The sequence below is a fragment of the Massilia sp. CF038 genome, assembly GCF_900129765.1.
Taxonomy (GTDB): domain Bacteria; phylum Pseudomonadota; class Gammaproteobacteria; order Burkholderiales; family Burkholderiaceae_D; genus Telluria_A.
In genome coordinates this window covers 1,677,366-1,697,305 of the sequence record NZ_FQWU01000001.1, presented here as the reverse complement: position 1 = coordinate 1,697,305, position 19,940 = coordinate 1,677,366, and the positions used below count along the sequence as shown (strand labels likewise).

Below are 19,940 nucleotides of genomic sequence, written 5' to 3'. Positions count from 1 at the left end.
TATGACACACGCAAAGAACGGGGCGCTGCCGGTCAAGGCGACGCCCAGGGCGGATCGTGCTGTTTATTTTTTAGTTGCCAGGCATTGGTCGACGTCGTACGTCTTGAGGTAGCGCGTTTTTGCTTGCGTCAGCGCGGCCAGCCAGGGCGCTTCGGGCGCGCCTTTGCGCGCCACCGGTTCTGCTGCCGTGGCTACCGCTTCAGGCGGCAAGGCGTCGACAATCGCTTGCAAGGCATCGGCAAAGCGGCACTCTGCGCGCCGGGCGTAACTGATCCCGGTTTGCATATGGTCGACGGTGCGCGACGGCACTTTCTCCCCGCTGGTCGCGCGCAAAATTTCTTGCATGGCCAGGGCCAGCTTGTCTTCTTGGTCGTAGTTGATCGACGACAGTTCGCGCGCAAAACTGTTGTTGGGGTCAGCGGCGAGCATTTTGTCAATCGTTGCGCGTACCGGGACGCGCAAGCTGACCTGGATGTTGTACAGCTGGCCAAGCACATCGAGATCGGCTGGATGGGTATCCAGCCATTGCTGGCACAGCGCGCGCGCGCTCTGCAGTACTGCCACGCCACCCTTGTTGTTGGCAAAATCGGGACTTTCAAGCAGGCTGTATTTGTGCAGCAGCAGTTCAACGCGCAGCACCAGCGCGCCGCGCCGCACCGCCGGGGCGACTTGCTGCAGCGGCAGCTGATCCAACTGGGTCAGCAAGGCGTCGATCGCCTTGACCGACTTGATGCCGCCGTCGGCTTGCGCCGCGTACTCCCCTTGCAGGCTGCGCAACTGGGCAGCAGGCGTGGGTGGCGCGCCATGGGCAGCGCCTGCTGCCAGCAGGGCCACCACAGCAATTGCGCGTTTCATCATTGTGGATCTCCCGTGTGGACATGGTTGAATGAATAATTCCCGGTGCAAGAATGGTCCGTGTGGTCGACGCCGCCGCCCACCTTGTTTGTCTCGAGCAACACTTCCGATGCGCCCGTCGAACCCGCGCCTTCCCGCAAGGCACACCAACCGTCGACCGGTTTAAGGTTGGCCGGCAAGGTGCCCGGTTTCATGTCCGCCGCCGCGCCCATTAAATGGTTGCTGCCCGCCGCGCCGCCAACGATGTAGTTGTGGCGTGGACTGCGCCAGACCGAGTTCAGTATCGGCATAAAAGTGCCGGCTGCCACTTGCTGAATCTTTAGTTCCAACTCGGCGCGCTTCTGCGGCGTCGCGTTCACCATGTCTTTGGTGTAGGCTGCTGTCGACTTCGCTTTTACCAGCGTTTGATAGAAGCCGGCAATCCGGCTTGCCAGTTCAAAGGGCTTGCCCAGCGAGATACTGTAAGGATTGTTCAGGCCTTCTGCGGGGCTGTACGTGCCCTTTTCGTTGAACTTGTCGCGCGCTGGCGCGTTGACGGAAAACGCCCTGGTCGGCGAGTCTTTGGTGTGCATCACCTCTTCTTGCTTAAAGTCAACATACTCTTGCCGGATAATGTCTTTCTGATCCTGCTGCAGGCGGACCGTCTGCGATACCCCGCACATGGTCGCCTTTGCCGTCAGGTCGACCGCGACACTGCGCTCGTAGCTGCCGGTTTTATTGGCCACATTGTCCACTTCAAAGCTGAGCTCAGCGCCTTCCTTGTTATCAGGTGCGATGTTCTTGGCGCCCTTTGCTTTGGCCGTATTACTGGTGATTTCCCACTTGATGCCGGCCGGATCGCCCTTTTCTATCGATGCGGTCAAGCTGATTTTCTTGCTCTTGCGTGCCAGCAGCGTCACCAGCTTGGGCTCCAGTTCGAGCAGATCGTCGCCGACAAAGGTAAACGGCTTCTTGTTGATCCCTGGATCATAGGTCTTGGTGACGGGACAGCCAGCCACCACCACGGTTTCTTCGCATTTCTTGGGATCGGGCTCTTTTTGCACAGCGCACTTGTCCGGCACCGGCGGTGGCGAAGGGGTGCCGCCCCAGCCAGCCTTGGTGACGCCGCTGTTGCTATCGCTGATCAACTGCGCGCCATCTTCGCTGACGGTGGCGCGGCCAATCGGCACGAAAGTCGCCAGGTCATGGTCCCACTGGTATATTTCGCGCGTTTCGCCGGCCTTCAGCAGCAGACTGTTGGGCATCTTGATTTGTAGCGGCGGGTCAAAGCGGGTGCCGCTCGGCTGGATGGTCCAGGCCGGCGCCATGAAGCCGTTGTAGCCGCCTGGCGGCACCATCGGCAGTTTATCCTGCTGCACCGGGCTGATCACCAGCTTGCCCGTCTTGTCGCCATTCGGGAAGGTAACGCTGTTCGCCTTGACGACCATCTCGAAGCCGTCAAAACCAGGTATTGTCATCGTCACGTCTTGCGCGCCGCCCACGGTCTTTGCCGAACTCATCAGCAAAGGCGGGAGGAAAATCGGGTGCGGCAGCACATTATTCTGGCCACGAATGGCCAACATCTCGAAATGCAGCGACGGATATTGGGCAGTCTGGACGTTGGCCGTGCGGCCATCGATGAACAAGTCGACCTTGCCAACCGGGACCTGGCTGTCAAAATGGAAGTCGCCGTTCGCGTCCGTGGTCGTACTCAGGCTGGTACGCCCAATCGACATGCGCACCCCGCCCAAGGGCTGCCCCGTGTGATTGAGGACCTTGCCCGACAACTGGGTCGGGCCGGTCTGTGCGGCAAGCACAGTCAGCTGGAACAAAGCACCAATGCGCCCTGCCTGGTTGGGCAAGGTGGCGCTCACCAGAACTGGACCAGGCCGGGTACCAAACAAGGGGCGCACTGCGGCCAGGCCATTCTTGTCGGTCGTGACGGTCAGGCTGGCGTGGCGCGTGCCCTGAGCGTCAAGCAGCACTGCATCGCCGTCAACGACGGTAAACGTCACCGGCGCTTGCGGCACCCGGTTTTCGTTGGCGTCACTGACTACCGCGCCCAACGGTTCGAAGGCGGTGCTGCCGGTTTCGCCAAACTGCGCGCCGCCGCCATCGGCGCGGATCAGCGCGGGCGCTCCCCGTTCGGCGGTCAGGCTGAACAACGCATCCTCCCCTACTCCGACGCTTGACACGCGCACCATATTGCCGGCTTCGCCAGACTGCTTGCCCAGCGTGAGCCACACTTCGGCACGCCCGGCAGCGTCGGTCTGGAGCAGAATGTTCCGCGCCTGTTTGACCGTGCCAGCGCGCAAAGTGCCGGTACCGCGCAAGATGTCGAAACGCACCGCCATGCCCACCAGTGGATTGCCGTCATTGGCCAGCGCCACGATCGTCAGCGGCTGCGGCAGTTCAGCATCGACCGGGGCACGCTGATGATTGCCGCGCAAAATCGTGAGTCGCTTGGAACCGCTGGCAATGCGCGTAATCGTGACGTCCTTGCTGCGCGTGTTGCCCACCTGGTCGGTGGCGCTCACGCGCAAGCTGTTCGCGCCCACTTCCAGCGGCACGTCTTCGGCACTGAAGAAGCGGTCCATCACTTTGGCCGTGACACGCTTCTGGTTGGCGCTATTGGTCACGGTGACGGACGGGTAAGGCGCGCCAATCCAGCCTTCGATCGCATCATTGACCACGCCGCGCACATCAGCCCGGTCGTTGGAGGTGAAGGCATCAGCCAGCGGCGCTTCCACCGACAGCAAGGGTGCAGTTTGATCCACCGCGACCGTGACGCTGGCACTGGCGCTCTGGCCAAACGCATCGAGCGCAATGGCCGAGAGCAAATTGACCCCTTCGTGCAGGAAGAAATTTTCGAAGCGAAATTCCATGCCGCCAGGCGCGACCAGCGCAGCCTGCTGGTTGATCGTCACGCTTTGCACTGGCTTGTCGGTGCGGCCGGTAATCAGCACGGGCCGTTCGACCTTGCCCGTCAAGTCGCGCGGACTGTTGGGGTTGACCGCGCCCAGTGTCGCTTTGTCGGCCGGCGTGAGAATCGTGATGACCGGTGGTGCGCGATAGCTGACCGTGGCGCTGCTGTTGCGCGTGCTGCCGTCGCGGAAGCTGGCCAACACGGTCAAGGTATTGCTGCCATCGACCAGCTCAGTCGTCGCCACATATTGCACAGTGGACGCATCCCCATCGTCGATGACGTCAGCGCGCATGGTCTGGCCGTTGAGCGTGAGGGTGTCCACCAGTGTGGCGGACGAGTTGGCGCGTGCCACGACTTCGACCCGGCGCGTGGCCGACGTGCTGCCGTTCAGTGGCTGCTTGATGGCCACCGCATACGTCGGCGCCGCCGCCACGCTAAAACCCCAGACAGCGCCGGCGCGGCCGTTGCCGTTGTCTTGCACAGACAGCATGACCGTATGCTCGCCGGCAGCCATGGCCGCCGGCGGCGTGTAGCGAATGCCGCTGGCGCTGACCTGGGCCTGCGCGGTAACGTCGACCTCATCAACATACAGTTGCACACTGGCCAGGTTCAGCCCCTGGCCACCGGCAGTGTAGGCGGCGGAAATCTCGGGCCGGCTGTCCGGCGCCAGTGTCACATCAACGGGCGAACGCGCACTGATCACAGGTGGCGTTGCCGTCAGGAAGCTCCACGACTGGCGGGTCTTGTTGCCTGCCAGGTCGCTCAGCTCGAGCGTGGCCTGGTGGTTGCCATCGGCCAGCGCCTGCGTGATGGGCACGCTGAAGGTATTTTCCTCATGCACCATTTGCGCCGTCAGGTCGGCGCCGTCGAGCAGCAAGCGGAACGAAGCAGGATCAATGCCGCTGCCGATATCGCTGTAGCTGGCGCCCAAGCCGGAGACCGCGCCAATAAATGCCGATTCCACCGGCCAGGCATCAAAAATGCGCGGCGCCGTGCGCGTGACAAAACTCCAGCTGCGCACAGCCGTATTGCCGCCACGGTCGGCGACCGTGAGCTTGATCTGGTGGTTGCCTTCGGAGAGAGCGGCAGGCACCGTGTAACTGACAGAGGTGGCGCTACGCAGCGCCTGTGCACTGATATTGACGCCATCGAGTTCGAGCGAGACGCGGTCCGGGTCGATGCCGTAACCACCGTCCGAAAACTGGGCGCTGATGACGGGCAGTGCGTCGGCCTCGAGCACACTGGCGTCAGCCGGGGTGGCCGCATTGCCGATGGTCGGGCGGTCCAAGTCCACCGTGAAACTCCACACACTGTCAACCGTGTTGCCGGCGCGGTCGGCAACCACCAGCTGGACCGTCCGGGTCCCGCTGGCCAGCGCCGTGGCAGGCGTATACACAATCGCGCTCGCACTGATCCGGGCCTGGGCCGTGACATCCTGATTGTCAATGAACAACTTGACGCGCGCCGGGTCGATCCCGGTGCTGCTGGCCGCATCGCCCGTTTCCTGGAAACTGGCGCTGATGGTGGGCGCGCTACTGGCCACCAGCACGTCGCGCGGGCTTTGCGCGCTAATCACCGGCAGGCCTGTGTCGAGCGTGAAGCGCCAGCTACTGGTACTGCGGTTGCCGGCCTTGTCGCCGACCGTCAGCGTCAGCACATGGGCCCCTTGCGGCAGCGGGCTGGCCGGTGTCATGCGTAATTCCGTCGCGCCGATTTGGGCTGCGGCGGTCACGTCGACCCCGTCGAGCAGCAAGCGCACCGCGCCGGTGTCAATCCCTGCCCCGATGTCGCGGTATTGCGCGGCGATCACGACAGCAGTGGCTGCGTTCAAGACCACGTCTTTCGGGCTGACACTGGTGATCTCCGGGGCGCTCACGGTGGTGAATGTCCAAGCCGCTTCAGACAGATTGGCACGCTTGTCGGTCACGCGCAGTTTGACCTCGTGCACGCCTTCGCTGAGGGCGCCGGCTGGGACATAGCGGATGCCAGCGGCAGTTTGCACGGCTTGCGCGGTCACGTTGCGGCCATCGAGCAACAACACGGTCTTGCCGGTGTCGACGCTGTTGGCGGCGCCGCCATACGTGGCGCTAATAACGGGAATGGCCAGGGCGTCGAATTGCGCGCCGTCGGCCGGCAGACGGTTGTCGATGCTCACGCCCTTGCTGTCCACACCGAAACTCCACTCGACCGTAGCCAGGTTGGTGGCGCTGTCGGGCACGGTCAGCTTGACCTTGTGCTTGCCGTCAGCAAGTTTTTTAGCAGGCAGATAAACAATCGCGCCGGCGCTCACTTGCGCCAGTACGGTCACGTCCACATTGTCGACCCACAGCCGGACCTTGGCCGTGTCGATGCCAGCACCCTGATCGGTGAACTGGGCACTGATCTGCGCCGCAGGACTGGCGTTGGTCACATTGTTGGGGGCTTGGCCCGTCACCACTGGCGCGATGGTGTCGACCATGAAGCTCCAGGCCGCCGCGCCGCGATTATTGGCCTTGTCGGCCACGCTCAGGGCCACCGCGTGGTTCCCTTCGGCCAGATTGGCCGCTGGCGTGTAGCTGACGCCGGCGGCGCTCTTTCTGGCGCTGGCGCTCACGTCCACGCCATCCAGCGCGAGCACGATCTTGCTCACGTCCACGCCAGAGGCGCCGTCGCTGAACTGTGCGCTCAGCTGTGGGCGTGCCGTGTTGAGCGCGCCTTGCGGCAGCGGCTGGCTGATGACAGGCGCAGCCTGATCGGCGCGCACCGTGAACGCCCACTGGAACAAGAACTGGAATTTAATGTCGTAGAAGTTGCGCAATGCTTCGCTGCGCCACTCTTGCTGCCCGCGACCAAGACCGGGAACCCGGATGTCATCATCATCGCTGCCCTCTTCCTCATAGCGCCAGGCGGCGCCATGCGGGCGCCTTGGGTCGAGGCGGCGGTCAAAGAACTTGCGCGCGCGCACGGTGATGGTATCACTGCTGGCCTTGATCCGGTGCGGCTCTACCAGGCCGAAACTGGCCTCGCGATCCACGATGGTCACGCTGTTGACGCGACTGGCGAGGCGCCCGCTGACGTCCGCGGCGGCGGCGCCAGCATTGCGCACGTCGACCCGGTACACATAGTCAAACAGCGGCGCCCCGGGGGGACTGCCCTTGACTTGCGTTTTCGAAATCGGATGGTAATCAACCACCAAAAATTGCGGCAGTGGCAATGCGCCATGTGCCAGCGCCGGCGCGCACAACACCAGCAACAGCGCGCAGCGCAGCGCGCGCAGCATCCACAAAAGATTTTGAACCGTGACTCGGACGGCGCCACGGAAAGGCTGCATGAGACGCATTGCTGAACTACTCCTGATGGATTTCTGGCTCGATCACAGCACGCTGTCAGACCCGACGCCAACGGCGTCGGAGCACAGTCGCTGCTTGGGTGGGAGGGCGCGCTCGAGCCGGGCTGGGGTGAATGCACCGAAAAGGTGCGCATGCAAAAATGTTGCATGAACGTCCATTTCCAAACGACAATGATAGTAACATGTCGTTACATCCCGATACAATGCGAAAAGAGTAGAGGCCGTACTCGTTGATGCGCGATTGCAACGCCCCTCAGGCGGTCTCGGGGGTGTCCAAGCGGCACAATACGGGATTGGCGGGATCAAGCGACCATTCGTACCAACCGCCGTCATACACGGCAATATTGTCCCACCCCATCAGCCAGGCATAAAAAAACGCCAGCGATGCACGCCAGCCAGTGCCGCAGTAAAAAACCACGTGCCGTCCGGGTTCGATCCCGTTGCTGGCCCACATGCGCGTGATCTGCGCGCCCGGGCGCATGCATCCATCTGCGTTCTGAAAGTCACTCATACTGTCAACATCGCCTTCGCAGCCCGCATGGCCCCAGCGCGCACCGGGAATGTCCCCGCGCGCGTCAATGTAGCAGTAACCGGAGGTGGCGCCGCTAAATTCAGCCCGGGTCCGGATGCTGACCAGGACGGTACCGCCCTGGTAGCGCGCCGCGCGTGTGGCGGCCATGTCCAGCAGGAAGTGCGGGCAAGCGGGAAATGGCGCGCCAAAGCTGGCGCAGCGCAGCGGGGCGGGCGGCGCGCCGCTGACGCAAGGCAAGCCAGCCGCCTGCCAGGCGGGAAAGCCGCCGTCCAGAAGGCGTACATCGCGCACGCCGGCATATAACATCAAATGCGCGGCGCGCGCGGCGGCAAGGCTGTTACGTCCATACAGCACAAGCGTGCTGTGTGCACCGATCCCCAGCTCAAGCAGCAATGCCAACAGCGCAGCGTCGCTCACTTTGTTGTACAGCGGCGCGCTCTCCAGACGGGCAGTATCGAGCCAGTGCGCTCCCGGGATATGGGCGCCGCAAAACAAGGCAAGGGTCCCGCAGCCCACCTCGAACAGCTGGTATTGCGCCCGATCCATGTGCATGAGCGCGTGCACGGACAGCAACTGGCGCGCGCGGGGCAATGCTGGTGGGGGCAGTAGGGATCGCGTCACGTGCACGGGGAAAGGAATAAAGCGGCTATTGTAAACGCTGCAGCGGGGCGGACTGCCGCGTGACAAGCCGGGCGATTTGCTCTATACTGTATAAAAACACAGTATTGACGCACTCATGAACACTACCACGCCGGCCAACACAGTGACTACGCCCTACGTCTCCACATTTTTGGGCAACCGCTTTTACCCGCTTGAACCGCGTATTGATCGGGTCGCCATCGAAGATATTGCGCATGGCCTGGCTTATCAATGCCGGTTCAACGGGCAGACCCAAGCTTTTTATTCGGTCGCACAGCATAGCCTGGTCGTCGCTTCCCTGGTGCCGGCCGATCTGCGCCTGGCCGCTCTGCTGCACGACGCAGCCGAGGCGTATCTGGGTGACATGGTCAAGCCGCTCAAGGTGCTGCTGCCCGAGTTCGCCGCACTGGAAGACAAGGTCAGCGCCATCATCGCAACGACCTTCGGCATCGATTTTGCCAACTACCAGCCAATCAAACGCGCCGACCTGATCGCGCTGGCAACCGAAAAACGTGACCTCATGCCGCACTCAAGCGAGCGGTGGGCCTACCTCGATGGCATTACCGCCCTGCCCGCGCGCATTGTCCCGATGGCGCCCGGCGCGGCCAAGCAAGCTTTTCTGCAAGAGTTTATTCGCTTGCAAATGGACCATGGTCAATCCGTCCTCAACTAATCTAAGTCTAAGATTCTTCACGCTTTTTTTTGATATCCACAAAACATGTGGATAAGGTTGTGGATAAACCCCACTTGACAAGCAGGAAGCCCCGTATTCAAGCGGGTTTCGACAAATTGCTCATTCCAGAGGCAAAATTTAACTCGAATAAAATCAAGTACTTAGAAATGGGGGCTTGAGCAGCGTCCTACATTTATTAGGCGAATTCCTACAAAGGCGGCTGACAGGGGATAACTCCGATTTTTCTTTGACAAACTGGCCCTGCTGTCATAGTGTTGACCCATGCCTGAAAACGCTGACGGCGGCACCGACCGCGACCTCATCCTGCAGGAAGATGACCCTGACGACCTGTTCGCGGCCAGCGCGCAGGACAGCGTGCCATGGCGCATTCTGATTGTCGACGATGATGTCGATGTCCATGTGGTCACCAAATTCGCGCTCAGCAACACCAAGTTTCAGGGGCGCCGCCTCTCCTTCCTGCATGCTTACACGGGCCAGGAAGCGCTGGCCATCATGCAGGAAACGCCGGACATTGCCCTGGTACTGCTGGACGTGATCATGGAAACGCCCGATGCCGGCCTGTGGCTGGCGCGCCAGATCCGCGAGCAGCTGGGCAATGACATGGTGCGCATTGTGCTGCGTACCGGCCAGCCCGGTCAGGCGCTCGAACATAGCATCATCGTCGATTACGATATCAACGACTTCTGGTGCAAGACCGACCTCACCACGCGCAAGTTGTTCACCACCGTCATTTCTTCGCTGCGCGCCTACGCCTCACTGGCCGCGGCCAGCGCCCAGCGCCAGGCGCTGCGCAACGCGCTGTCGCGTGCACAGCAACTCAATGCCGTGGTCGAGCAGCATGCGCTGGTGCTCACGCTCGACGGCGCCGGCCGCATCACCGACGCCAACCCTGCCCTGTGCCGGCTGGCGGGCTGGTCGCGCGAAGCCTTGCTGGGGCGCGATTTGCACGCGCTGCATGCCGCCCCTTTCCCCGAACCATTGCGCACTGAACTGGTCCAGGCATTGGCGCGCGAAGGCGGATGGGCTGGCGACATTGCTACCCACACCAATGCAGGCGCCGCCGTCCAGCTGCGCTGCGCGGCACTGGCGTTTCGCGATGCTGGCGGCACGCCCTACCAGTACGTGGCCGTGGCCACTCGCCTCGACCCGACCTGAGGCGCTACTTCCAGGCGTTGCGGGCCCGTTCGCGCACCAGCATGCGTATGCTGTCGGGCATGGGCTTGCGGCTGTGCGCGGTGTCGGCGCTGGTCCACACGCATTCCTCATATAACTTCAGCATGGCGCCCGTAATGAAGCGCGTGCGCGCCGCGTAGACATGGCGGTCGCCCAGCTGCGCCTGCTGTTTGATGAAAAAGCGATTCGGCAACACCAGGTGCAATTGCTCCTTGGCGCGCGTCATGGCCACATACAGCAGGCGCCGCTCTTCTTCGATATCGTCGGCGTTGCCGGTGCTCATATCGGATGGAATGCAGCCATCAACCACATTGAGCACATGGACCGATTTCCATTCTTGCCCCTTGGACGAATGGATGGTCGACAGAATCAGATAATCCTCGTCCAGCAGGGGCGGTCCGGCACGGTCACTGGTCGCTTCGGGCGGATCGAGCGTGATCTCGGCGAGAAAGGTTTCGCGCGAGCCATAGCCGCCCGCCAGGCGCGCCAGTTGTTCGACGTCGGCGGCGCGCACGGTGGCGTCGTCATGCATGCGCTCCAGGTGCGGCACGTACCAGTTCTTGACCAGCTCGATGTCGGCGGGCCAGCGCAAGCCAGGCGCGCGCAAGGCCGTGTACAGAGCAACAAATGGCTCCCAATCCGCCCGGCTCTTGGGCGGGGCGGCGAATGCCTGCAGGGCCGACAACGGATCGGCCGCCTCGCTCATGGCATCGAGCAAGCGCGTGGCCGTGGTCTGGCCGATGCCAGGGACCAGTTGCGCTACCCGAAAGCCGGCCATGCGGCCGCTGGGGTTTTGGGCGAAGCGCAGTACCGCCAGCACGTCCTTGATGTGGGCCGCTTCCAGAAACTTGAGTCCGCCAAATTTCACGAACGGCACGTTGCGGCGCATCAGCTCCAGTTCCAGCGCAGCACTGTGACTGGCGGCGCGAAACAGCACTGCCTGCTGGGTCAGCGCCATACCCGCTTCGCGCTGTTCCAGCACGCGGTTGCAGACCCAGCGCGCCTGCTCGGCTTCATCGGGAATTAGCACCAGTTGCGGCAAGGCGCTTGAGGCCTTGTCGGTCCATAAGGTCTTGGCGTGGCGTTCCAGCGCCGCCGCGATCAGGGCGTTCGAGGCATCCAGGATCGGCTGGGTGGAGCGGTAGTTGCGTTCGAGCGTGACCAGGCGCGCGCTCTGGCTGAACTGCTGCGGAAAGTCGAGGATGTTGCGCACCGTCGCGCCGCGAAACGAGTAAATCGACTGGGCATCGTCGCCGACCACCATCACGCCTGCCCCGTCCGGTTTCATGCCCGTCAAAATGGCCGCCTGCAAGCGGTTGGTGTCCTGGTATTCGTCGACCAGCACGTAGTCGAACAGGCCGCCAATTTCGGGCCCCAGCTCCGGGTCGGACGCCATCTCGGACCAGAACAGCAGCAAGTCGTCGTAGTCGAGCACGTTCTGCTCCTGCTTGGCGTCGACGTAGGCGCCAAACAGGGTCTTCAGTTCGGCCTCCCATTCAATGCACCAGGGGAAGGTACTTTGCAGCACGCGCGTCAAGGTGTCCTGACTGTTGACCACCCGCGAGTAGATCGACAGGCAAGTGCCTTTGAGGGGAAAGCGTTTGCTGGTCTGGGTCAGGCCAATCTCGTGGCGCACCATGCCCATCAAGTCTTCGGAATCGCCGCGGTCATGGATGGTGAATGCCTCATCCAGACCGATGCGCCCTGCAAACTGGCGCAGCAGGCGCGCGCCAATGCTGTGAAAGGTGCCGGCCCAGGGAAGGCTGGCCGGCGCCTGGGTGGCGCCGCGCTGCAGCACGCGCTGTAGCACGCTGCCGGCACGGGTGCCCATTTCGTTGGCGGCGCGGCGCGAAAAAGTCAGCAACAAAATGCGCTGCGGATCGGCCCCACTGGTGATTAGACGCGCCACCCGGTGCGCCAGCGTGCTGGTCTTCCCAGAACCGGCCCCGGCGATCACCAGCAAGGGCCGCGACTGCGCTGGCGGTAGCACTATGTCGTGCTCGACCGCGTCGCGCTGCGCCGGATTCAGGCTGGCGAAGGGATCGTCCTGGGCGATGGCGGGGGAATCGGCGTGCATCTTGCGGCAATCGGGGAGGAAAGGATAATACTGTACATTTACCCAGTGCTGCCGTGCAAGAACATTCGCAGCCGGATGCGTTCCCGCGCACGAAAAAAACCTTGTCTGTACATTGAAAAGCTTGCGTGAACAGCATGCTTGCGCTGCTAAGTGGCCGTTTCTAAAGCACTTTTTCAGATATCCACAATCAGTGTGGATAACTTTGTGGATAAGCGCCCCTTGACAGGCAGGAGACCAGTAACGATGCGGGTTTCAACAAAATGCCCGTTCAAAAGGCAGAAAATTAATCATTTAAAATCAAGCACTTGCAAAGTCAATGCGCGCGGCGCCGAAAAATATTAGGAAATTTCCTACCCGCCTTTTTTGTGCATAACTCAGCGCCAAAAGGCCCTTGTCAAGGCCTGTTTTTATTGTTGTTCTGATCATTTCCCCGGTGCAGCTGCGCAAATGGCAACAGCGCCAGGCAAGCCAGGCTAGTGGCTGTGCGGGACGCGCCGGCGATGTGGTTCCAACAAGACACGTTCAATCACATCGGGGTCGATATCGTGGGCTTTCAGGTATTCAATGGCAGACACCGTATTGCTGCTTTCCTGGACCGAAATGCCATGGTTCACGATGTCGCGCCGGCGCACATCGATGCGCTGGTAGTCGGGTTGGGCAAGGGCCAGGCCCCCATGGTCCGTCTCGTGTCGATTCATCGCTATCCCTACCTCGTGGAAAAAATTCTGGTATGCAGGTGAGCCAAAAACTACCTAGGGAGTATCCGTCAATAAAGTTCAAAGTCAATATCAGGCTCCCATCGAATCAACAATAAAGTTGTATGCCGTTTCTGAATAGTATCGAACTGCGGGGCCTGTCCCAGCGGCCTAGAATTGCCGAACTTCCTGCCACTTTTTGCGAGCCTCCCATGCCATCCCCCAGTGACGTACCACTCAACCCCGGCGATGAAGCCGCCCCAGGCACACCAGGTGCCGCCGAAGACATTTGCGATCAATGCAGCGGCAAAGGCAAGCTGGCAGGTGGGGCCGAATGTCCGGCATGCGGCGGCAGCGGGCGCGTCATGCGGGGCATTGGTGGGGGCTAGGCGCGCATTTACATGCAGGCTGCACGGCGCGATAATGGCGCATGCCCGCACCACCCCACCCTGCCCGCCCGCGCCCCGCCTCACTGACTGAATTGTTTGTTGCCTTCACGCTGCTGGCCCTGCAAGGCTTTGGCGGCGTGGTGGCCATCGTCCAGCGCGAACTGGTCGAGCGCCGCCAGTGGCTCACGCAAGAAGAGTTCGTTGAGGATTGGGCCGTTGCCCAAGTCATGCCCGGGCCCAATGTGGTGAACCTGTCGATGATGATCGGCGGTCGCTATTTCGGGTTGCCCGGCGCGATGGCCGCGCTGGCGGGCATGTTGCTGCTGCCGCTGGTCATCGTTCTGCTGCTGGCTCTGCTGCATGGCCGACTGGGCGACCATCCCGGCGTTGCAGGCGCGTTTCGCGGGATGGCCGCAGTATCTGCCGGCATGTTTGCCGCAGCCGGCCTGAAAATGGCTACGGCACTGCAGCGCCATCCTCTGCCACCGGCCTGGTGCGCGGCCCTCGGCGCACTGGCATTTGTCCTGGTCGCACTGCTGCGCCTGCCACTGGTGTGGGTGCTGCTTGGCGTTGGCGGCCTGGGCGTTGTGCTGTGCTACCGCCGTCTCAAGCCATGAGCGCGCCGCAGCTGGTCATGGATTGGGGCGACTGGGGCGCGTTATTTGGGCACTATCTGCTACTGTCACTGTTATCGATTGGCGGCGCCATTTCCACGTCCCCGGAAATGCAGCGCTACCTGGTGGAAGACAAGCATTGGCTCAGCCAGGTCCAGTTCAACGAATCTATCGCGCTGGCGCAAGCGGCACCTGGACCCAATGTGCTGTTCGTGGCGCTGCTCGGGTGGCATATCGGCATGAACGCGGGCGGAATCGGCATGGCCATGCTGGGCATGACGATCACCATGAGCGGCATTCTCATCCCGTCCACCGTGCTGACCTACAGTGCCGCGCAATGGGGGCATCGCAACAGGGAACTGCGCGCCGTGCGTGCGTTCAAACTGGGCATGGCGCCCGCGGTGGTGGCACTGATGCTGTCAACCAGTTACATTCTGGGCAGTGCCAGCGGTCAGGCGGCAAGCGATTGGCCCCTGTGGCTGCTCACCGTGGCCAGCGCCCTGCTCATGTGGCGCACGCGCGTGCACATCCTGTGGCTGCTGGGCAGCGGCGCTGTGCTGGGCTGGCTTGGTCTGGTGTAAGGCCCGACGGCCGGCATGCCTACACGAAAGGAGATCGAACATGGGTAACGGCATATTTTCAGGGAACCCGAAGACCGAATGGCTGTCCGACAAAGGCAGCGATCGTGACATGCGCGTGCTGGACGCATTCTGGTACATCGATCCGGCCGGCCGACGCTGGGATGCGCCGGCCGGCACCATCATTAACGGTGCCAGCATTCCGCGCACGCTCTGGTCGTCGGTGGGCAGTCCCTACACCGGTGACTACCGGCGCGCCGCGCTGGTCCACGATGCCGCAATGGGCAAAGAAGGCATTCGCCGCGCCGACGCAGATACCATGTTTTATTACGCCTGCCTGGCCGGTGGCTGTTCGCTGTTGCAGGCAAAAATGCTGTATGCCGGTGTTCGCGTCGGCGCCTGGGCCAGCAATACGCAAGTCCTTTCCATGGACCCGGCAGCGCAGTTACCCGACGGCTACCGCCTGCCAGGCCAGCAAAGCCCGCGCGAGCTCGAAGTGCGCGCCCGCTACACCGTGATTGCCAATCAACTCATGGCCACCAGTGACAACTTTGCCGACATCGAGCGGGTAGTCAACAAGAACCTCGGCACGCCCCCCGGTCCATGAGGCATACTGGCGTTTTGTCTGTTACGGAACTGCCATGCTTGAACTGATCAGCGAACACGCCAGCTTTGGCGGCGTGCAGCGTTTTTACCGCCACCAGGCTGCGGCGATTGGCCTGCCGATGCGCTTCTCGGTATTTATTCCGCCCGCGCCCAAGGCGCCGCTGCCAGCCCTGTTCTATCTGGCCGGACTCACCTGCACCGAAGAAACCTTCGCCATCAAAGCCGGCGCGCAGCGCGTGGCTGCCGAACTCGGCTTGATGCTGATTGCTCCCGATACCAGCCCGCGCGGCGCCAACATTGCTGGCGAAACCGACGATTGGGATTTTGGCGCTGGCGCCGGGTTTTATGTCGACGCGACCGAAGCGCCGTGGCGCAGCCACTACCGCATGTACAGCTACCTGCTGGAACTGCGCGCACTGGTGGTGGCCGAACTGGGTGCGGATGACGCGCGCATTGGCATTTTCGGCCACTCGATGGGTGGCCACGGCGCATTGATGCTGGCATTGCGCAACCCTGCGTTGTTCCGTTCGGTATCGGCCTTTGCCCCGATCGCGGCGCCCATGCGCTGCCCCTGGGGCGAGAAAGCCTTCGCCGGCTACCTGGGCCAGGACCGCAGCCAGTGGGCGGCGTACGATGCCAGCGCCTTAATGGAAACCCAGCACACGCCGTTTCCGAAAGGCATACTAATCGACCAGGGATTGAGCGACAAGTTTCTCGCGACCCAGTTGTACCCCGAGGTGTTTGAAGCGGCATGTGCCAAGGCGGCTCAGCCACTGACACTGCGCCGCCATCCGGGCTACGATCATGGCTACTATTTCATTGCCTCGTTGATCGAGGACCATTTACGCTTCCACCGCAGCAATCTGGGTTAATCGGAAGGCGCTGGCCGGGGGCGCGGAGCCACCACGGCCAGTGCCACGGTCGTCCATCGTTTGAACTCCTTGGCGTCAGACCGCTGGCACGCGATTGGTTCCCCTGCCTGATTGGCTTTTGTGTTGCGCCTCAATCCAAGGCCCAAGAAGACCCGGTGCCGCTTGAATCGAGCATCCGCGCGCACTATAAATGAGGCATCCGATCGATTCGCACGGGAGCCCATCATGAGTGTCATCCGGCGTCATACCCGCCGCGAGAGCGAACAGCGCGGCGGCGAAAGCGCGCTGTTCGCCGAACCCGGCGCGAGCCAATTTGTCCGCAGCTTCACGCTCCTGGCCCAGGTCCAACTGGCGGAGGCCCACGCGCGCGCGGAAAACGATGTGCTCTTCCCCACCCTGCCCCACAGGCAAGGCAGCGCAGCAAGCCATGTTCCGATTCAATGAACGTAAATAAGCGCTATAAGGACCGCCTGCATGCAGGGCAGCAGCTTGCGCTGGCATTTGGGCAGGCGCAGCCAGCGCGTGCGGCCGCCCTGATTCTGGCGCTGCCACGTGGCGGGGTACCGGTGGGGTACGCACTGGCAAAGGGGCTGGGCTTGCCGCTGGACGTGCTGCTGGTGCGCAAACTGGGCTTGCCAGGCCACGAAGAATTCGCCATGGGGGCAGTTGGCACTGACAGCGTGCGGATCGTCAACAGCGAAGTCGTGCATGCCTTTCATGTCGCACCCGATCAGGTGGCCAGCGCCTGCGTGCGCGAATGGCGTCGTATTGCAGCGCGCGAGCAGCTGTACCGGCAGGGCCGCCCCCAGCCGCAACTGCAGGGGCGCCCGGTGATTCTGGTCGACGATGGCATGGCAACTGGCGCCAGCATGCGCGCTGCCATCGCGGTAGCGCGCGCCAAGGGCGCCGCGCACCTGACCGTTGCGGTGCCGGTGGCGGCACCCGATACCTGCGCCGCGATCCGGCGCGAGGTCGATCAACTGGTCTGCCCCATCGTACCGCCAGCGTTTGGCGCCGTCGGCGCCTGGTACCGGCATTTCGACCAGACCGAGGACACCGAAGTCCGGCATCTGCTGGCACAGGCATGGCAAGAGCAGACACAGCACGCCTGAAGAGCACGCACATACCTAATCACGCACGGAGGAACACCATGAATCAGGACAGCGTTCACCAACTTCATCTGGCCAGGCTGCTGGCCGCTGCCGCCGCTGGCGCGACGGTCATGTATCTGCTTGACCCGGAGCGCGGGGCCCCACGCCGGGCCCGCTCCGTGGCACGCTTGCGCAACTTCGGGCGCCACACTGGCAACGCGCTTGACAAGGCCGTTCACGATCTGGGCGCGGCAATGGACCACGCAGGCGCGGCAGCGCAACGACCTCGGAACGATGCACATGAAGACAGCAATGCCAACGCCCTGACCGACGCCATCGGCAGTGCATTTGGCACTGCGCGCAACAGCAACAGCGCTGCGCAACAGCGCCATTACGCAGGCGATGGCGGCGAGGGCCGGTACCCTGCGCGATCGGTGCCAGCGCACACGGGCGACACCGGCGGCAGCGCCGGCAGTGGCCGCAGTCATGGTCTGTTCAGCGGCGGGGCGCTCAGTCTGATCGGTCTGCTCGGCCCACGCTCCCCCATCAGCTTCGCGCTCGGGCTCGCAGGTCTTGTCCTGATGAGCCGCAGCGCCATCGTCACGTCCAGGCCAGCCAGCCAGGGCGCAACGAAACATCAGCGCTTGATGACTGTCGACCGGAGCATCCGCATCGATGCCGATCCCGAGCAGGTATATACCCTGTTTGCAAACTACGACAACTTCCCGCGCTACATGGCCAATGTGCTGTCGGTGCGTGACCTGGGCCACGGTCGCTCGCACTGGGTAATCCAGGGCCCTGCTGGCAGCGAGATAAGCTGGAACAGCGTGCTGACCGAAAACAGTCCACCGCGCCGCCTGGCGTGGGAAAGCGAACCCGGCTCCGAAATTGCCCAGTCCGGCGAGGTGCTGCTGGAGCCGGTGCGCAGCGGCACCCGCGTAACCGTGCGCCTGCGCTATCGCCCGCCCGCAGGCGCCTTGGGCCAGGCGCTGGCCAGCCTGCTGGGCAGCGATCCCGGCCGCCAGCTGGAGCAGGATCTGGCACGCATGAAAGCGCTGGCCGAACATGGCGGCGCGGATGGCAGCAGCAGCGCTGCGGCCCAGGCAGAATCGGCTGTCCTGCATTGAGCTTGACATGGATCGCAGTGCCAACAGCGCCTCTGCCGATGCCATCGCGGCAGCGGCCGTCCCGTTCGGTGACACCGATGCCGCTATCGGGCGCGTGCTGGCCGACATCGGCGACGCCCGCTTTGTCCTCCTCGGCGAAGCCAGTCACGGCACGCGCGAGTTCTACGCCGTACGCGCGCAAATTACCCGCCGCCTGATCGAAGAAAAGGGCTTTTGCGCCGTTGCCGCCGAGGCCGACTGGCCGGATGCCTGGCGTGTCAATTGTCACGTGCGCGGGCTGGGCGAGGATGCCGATGCGGGCGCCGCGCTGGCAGGTTTTCGCCGCTTTCCAGCTTGGATGTGGCGCAACTCTGAAGTGCGCGATTTTGTCACATGGCTGCGCGCGCGCAACGCGCAGCAACCGCGGCAGGCGCGTGCCGGCTGGTATGGGCTTGATTTGTATAGCCTGTTCGGCTCGATCGAAGCGGTGCTGCGCTATCTGGACCGCGTCGATCCGGCAGGCGCTGCCCAGGCACGCGAGCACTACGCCTGCTTCGACCACTACAGCGCAGACAGCCAGGCCTATGGTTATGCGGCCGTGAGCGGCTTGTCCGATTCGTGCGAGCAAGGCGCCATCGGCCAGCTCCAGCAGTTGCAGCAGCGGGCAGCGGACTACATGCAGCGCAGCGACATTGCCGGCGCCAGCGATGCGTTTTTTTATGCCCAGCAAAACGCCAGACTGGTCAAAAACGCCGAGCAGTACTACCGCACCATGTTTCAGGGACGCGTCGCCGCATGGAATTTGCGCGACCGTCATATGGCTGAAACCTTGACGGCGCTGGCAAATCATTTGCAGGCGTCACGGGGCGCCGCACCAAAAATTGTGGTGTGGGCGCACAATTCCCACCTGGGCGATGCCGCTGCAACGCAAATGCAGGCGCTGGGCGAAACCAACCTGGGCCAGCTGACGCGGCGCGCCTACCCTGAACAAACCTTTCTGTTGGGCTTTTCTACTTATACCGGCTCGGTGACGGCCGCCTCGCACTGGGATGGGCCGGCGCAGTGCAAACAGGTGCGCCCCGCCCTGCCCGGCAGTGTGGAGCATATGCTGCATACGGCACTGGGCCGCGATGCCTATGTACCGTTCGCAAGCGATTCTGCCGCAGCGCAAGCGCTGGCCGAGCCCTTGCTCGAGCGCGCCATCGGCGTGCTGTATCTGCCGCACACCGAACGCCAGAGCCACTATTTTCTTGCCTCAGTCTCCAGCCAGTTTGATGGCCTGATTCATATCGAGAACAGTACTGCCCTGCCAGCCCTGGATGCGCAAAGCGATGGCGGCAGCGAACCACCGGAGACGTATCCCAGCGGGGTGTAACGCGACGCGACTACGCCGCCGCAAGCAGAAGCGTAGCCCGCGGCTGCCTCAGAGGCCATAGCGTGCAGCGGGGTCCCCGTCGCGGCCACCAGAGCGCACAAGAATCTGGCGTGCCTGCGCCGCACGGGCTTGATCCCCACACGCCACACTGAGCACGCACTGCGCTGCCTGCCGCACGCCAGCGTAGTTGCGCTCATAGGTATGCTGCTGGCTCTGGGTTGGCAAATTGCCGACCGTAAAATTGCCGGCAACGGGGCCGGCTTCATCGTTCGCGATGTTCATTTGCAGTTCCTCGCTGCCAAACCCTGCTGCCAGCAAGGCAGCCCGTGCTTGCTCGGCCAGCTCGAATGCGTCGAAGATCGCTGTCACTGTGATTTCCATGGCTGTTCGACCCGCGCCGCACATAAAAGA

Annotated in this window: 17 protein-coding genes; 11 read left to right on the top strand and 6 right to left on the bottom strand. The window is 62.8% G+C overall.

What is annotated here, in order from left to right; translation table 11 throughout:
* Window positions 1-63 precede the first annotated feature (63 nt).
* From BUC24_RS07775 to BUC24_RS07765, 3 genes are all read right to left on the bottom strand, one after another.
* Complete coding sequence (locus BUC24_RS07775; protein ID WP_073213481.1) at window positions 64-858, bottom strand: hypothetical protein; 795 nt, start codon at window positions 856-858, stop codon at window positions 64-66.
* Entirely contained in the window at window positions 855-7,079 is a 6,225-nt protein-coding gene (locus tag BUC24_RS07770) for an Ig-like domain-containing protein (RefSeq protein WP_083598766.1), read from the bottom strand. The genes BUC24_RS07775 and BUC24_RS07770 overlap by 4 nt, the downstream gene beginning before the upstream one ends.
* A gap of 262 nt (window positions 7,080-7,341) precedes the next feature.
* Window positions 7,342-8,166, bottom strand: a complete 825-nt coding sequence (locus BUC24_RS07765) for a sulfurtransferase (RefSeq protein WP_229448082.1) — start codon at window positions 8,164-8,166, stop codon at window positions 7,342-7,344.
* Window positions 8,167-8,356: 190 nt separating this feature from the next.
* Here BUC24_RS07765 and BUC24_RS07760 point away from each other — a divergent pair, with 190 nt between their 5' ends.
* The gene (locus BUC24_RS07760) at window positions 8,357-8,932 is read left to right on the top strand and encodes a phosphohydrolase (RefSeq protein ID WP_083598765.1); all 576 of its coding nucleotides are present in this window, start codon (window positions 8,357-8,359) and stop codon (window positions 8,930-8,932) included.
* A 282-nt stretch (window positions 8,933-9,214) separates the two neighbouring features.
* The gene (locus tag BUC24_RS07755) at window positions 9,215-10,108 is read left to right on the top strand and encodes a PAS domain-containing protein (protein WP_073213479.1); all 894 of its coding nucleotides are present in this window, start codon (window positions 9,215-9,217) and stop codon (window positions 10,106-10,108) included.
* A 4-nt stretch (window positions 10,109-10,112) separates the two neighbouring features.
* Here the strand turns inward: BUC24_RS07755 and BUC24_RS07750 are convergent, their stop codons facing one another.
* Together BUC24_RS07750 and BUC24_RS07745 are read right to left on the bottom strand one after the other, a co-directional pair.
* Window positions 10,113-12,203: an ATP-dependent helicase gene (locus tag BUC24_RS07750; RefSeq protein ID WP_073213478.1), complete on the bottom strand. Its 2,091-nt coding sequence runs from the start codon at window positions 12,201-12,203 to the stop codon at window positions 10,113-10,115.
* A 473-nt stretch (window positions 12,204-12,676) separates the two neighbouring features.
* A complete protein-coding gene (locus BUC24_RS07745) occupies window positions 12,677-12,901 on the bottom strand; it encodes a hypothetical protein (RefSeq protein WP_073213477.1) in 225 nt (74 codons plus the stop codon).
* A 209-nt stretch (window positions 12,902-13,110) separates the two neighbouring features.
* Between BUC24_RS07745 and BUC24_RS26895 the strand changes: the two genes are divergently transcribed.
* The 9 genes from BUC24_RS26895 (at window position 13,111) to BUC24_RS07705 (ending at window position 19,529) form a co-directional block, all read left to right on the top strand.
* Complete coding sequence (locus BUC24_RS26895) at window positions 13,111-13,287, top strand: hypothetical protein (RefSeq protein WP_178372495.1); 177 nt, start codon at window positions 13,111-13,113, stop codon at window positions 13,285-13,287.
* A 41-nt stretch (window positions 13,288-13,328) separates the two neighbouring features.
* The gene (locus BUC24_RS07740; protein WP_073213476.1) at window positions 13,329-13,904 is read left to right on the top strand and encodes a chromate transporter; all 576 of its coding nucleotides are present in this window, start codon (window positions 13,329-13,331) and stop codon (window positions 13,902-13,904) included.
* A complete protein-coding gene (locus BUC24_RS07735) occupies window positions 13,901-14,482 on the top strand; it encodes a chromate transporter (protein ID WP_073213475.1) in 582 nt (193 codons plus the stop codon). The genes BUC24_RS07740 and BUC24_RS07735 overlap by 4 nt, the downstream gene beginning before the upstream one ends.
* A gap of 40 nt (window positions 14,483-14,522) precedes the next feature.
* Window positions 14,523-15,086: a DUF1353 domain-containing protein gene (locus BUC24_RS07730; protein ID WP_073213474.1), complete on the top strand. Its 564-nt coding sequence runs from the start codon at window positions 14,523-14,525 to the stop codon at window positions 15,084-15,086.
* 34 nt (window positions 15,087-15,120) lie between these two features.
* Window positions 15,121-15,957: an S-formylglutathione hydrolase gene (gene fghA / locus BUC24_RS07725; protein ID WP_073213473.1), complete on the top strand. Its 837-nt coding sequence runs from the start codon at window positions 15,121-15,123 to the stop codon at window positions 15,955-15,957.
* A gap of 225 nt (window positions 15,958-16,182) precedes the next feature.
* Window positions 16,183-16,401 (top strand): Hsp20/alpha crystallin family protein, encoded by a 219-nt coding sequence (locus BUC24_RS07720; protein ID WP_073213472.1) that lies wholly within the window; start codon window positions 16,183-16,185, stop codon window positions 16,399-16,401.
* Window positions 16,398-17,069 carry a phosphoribosyltransferase gene (locus BUC24_RS07715; protein WP_073213471.1) on the top strand — a complete coding sequence of 224 codons (672 nt, stop codon included), beginning with the start codon at window positions 16,398-16,400 and terminating at the stop codon, window positions 17,067-17,069. The genes BUC24_RS07720 and BUC24_RS07715 overlap by 4 nt, the downstream gene beginning before the upstream one ends.
* 38 nt (window positions 17,070-17,107) lie before the next feature.
* Window positions 17,108-18,175: an SRPBCC family protein gene (locus BUC24_RS07710; RefSeq protein ID WP_073213470.1), complete on the top strand. Its 1,068-nt coding sequence runs from the start codon at window positions 17,108-17,110 to the stop codon at window positions 18,173-18,175.
* A 7-nt stretch (window positions 18,176-18,182) separates the two neighbouring features.
* Window positions 18,183-19,529 carry an erythromycin esterase family protein gene (locus tag BUC24_RS07705; protein WP_073213469.1) on the top strand — a complete coding sequence of 449 codons (1,347 nt, stop codon included), beginning with the start codon at window positions 18,183-18,185 and terminating at the stop codon, window positions 19,527-19,529.
* A 48-nt stretch (window positions 19,530-19,577) separates the two neighbouring features.
* Here the strand turns inward: BUC24_RS07705 and BUC24_RS07700 are convergent, their stop codons facing one another.
* Window positions 19,578-19,910 carry a hypothetical protein gene (locus BUC24_RS07700; RefSeq protein ID WP_073213468.1) on the bottom strand — a complete coding sequence of 111 codons (333 nt, stop codon included), beginning with the start codon at window positions 19,908-19,910 and terminating at the stop codon, window positions 19,578-19,580.
* Between the last annotated feature and the right edge of the window lie 30 nt (window positions 19,911-19,940).

What these genes read in the sequence shown, in the direction of transcription:
- BUC24_RS07700 (WP_073213468.1), bottom strand. Translation starts at nt 19,910, where the DNA reads ATGGAAATCACAGTGACAGCGATCTTCGACGCATTCGAGCTGGCCGAG.
- BUC24_RS07750 (WP_073213478.1), bottom strand. Translation starts at nt 12,203, where the DNA reads ATGCACGCCGATTCCCCCGCCATCGCCCAGGACGATCCCTTCGCCAGC.
- BUC24_RS26895 (WP_178372495.1), top strand. Translation starts at nt 13,111, where the DNA reads ATGCCATCCCCCAGTGACGTACCACTCAACCCCGGCGATGAAGCCGCC.
- BUC24_RS07775 (WP_073213481.1), bottom strand. Translation starts at nt 858, where the DNA reads ATGATGAAACGCGCAATTGCTGTGGTGGCCCTGCTGGCAGCAGGCGCT.
- BUC24_RS07745 (WP_073213477.1), bottom strand. Translation starts at nt 12,901, where the DNA reads ATGAATCGACACGAGACGGACCATGGGGGCCTGGCCCTTGCCCAACCC.
- BUC24_RS07715 (WP_073213471.1), top strand. Translation starts at nt 16,398, where the DNA reads ATGAACGTAAATAAGCGCTATAAGGACCGCCTGCATGCAGGGCAGCAG.
- BUC24_RS07755 (WP_073213479.1), top strand. Translation starts at nt 9,215, where the DNA reads ATGCCTGAAAACGCTGACGGCGGCACCGACCGCGACCTCATCCTGCAG.
- BUC24_RS07740 (WP_073213476.1), top strand. Translation starts at nt 13,329, where the DNA reads ATGCCCGCACCACCCCACCCTGCCCGCCCGCGCCCCGCCTCACTGACT.
- fghA (WP_073213473.1), top strand. Translation starts at nt 15,121, where the DNA reads ATGCTTGAACTGATCAGCGAACACGCCAGCTTTGGCGGCGTGCAGCGT.
- BUC24_RS07760 (WP_083598765.1), top strand. Translation starts at nt 8,357, where the DNA reads ATGAACACTACCACGCCGGCCAACACAGTGACTACGCCCTACGTCTCC.
- BUC24_RS07710 (WP_073213470.1), top strand. Translation starts at nt 17,108, where the DNA reads ATGAATCAGGACAGCGTTCACCAACTTCATCTGGCCAGGCTGCTGGCC.
- BUC24_RS07765 (WP_229448082.1), bottom strand. Translation starts at nt 8,166, where the DNA reads ATGGATCGGGCGCAATACCAGCTGTTCGAGGTGGGCTGCGGGACCCTT.
- BUC24_RS07705 (WP_073213469.1), top strand. Translation starts at nt 18,183, where the DNA reads ATGGATCGCAGTGCCAACAGCGCCTCTGCCGATGCCATCGCGGCAGCG.
- BUC24_RS07730 (WP_073213474.1), top strand. Translation starts at nt 14,523, where the DNA reads ATGGGTAACGGCATATTTTCAGGGAACCCGAAGACCGAATGGCTGTCC.
- BUC24_RS07770 (WP_083598766.1), bottom strand. Translation starts at nt 7,079, where the DNA reads ATGCGTCTCATGCAGCCTTTCCGTGGCGCCGTCCGAGTCACGGTTCAA.
- BUC24_RS07720 (WP_073213472.1), top strand. Translation starts at nt 16,183, where the DNA reads ATGAGTGTCATCCGGCGTCATACCCGCCGCGAGAGCGAACAGCGCGGC.
- BUC24_RS07735 (WP_073213475.1), top strand. Translation starts at nt 13,901, where the DNA reads ATGAGCGCGCCGCAGCTGGTCATGGATTGGGGCGACTGGGGCGCGTTA.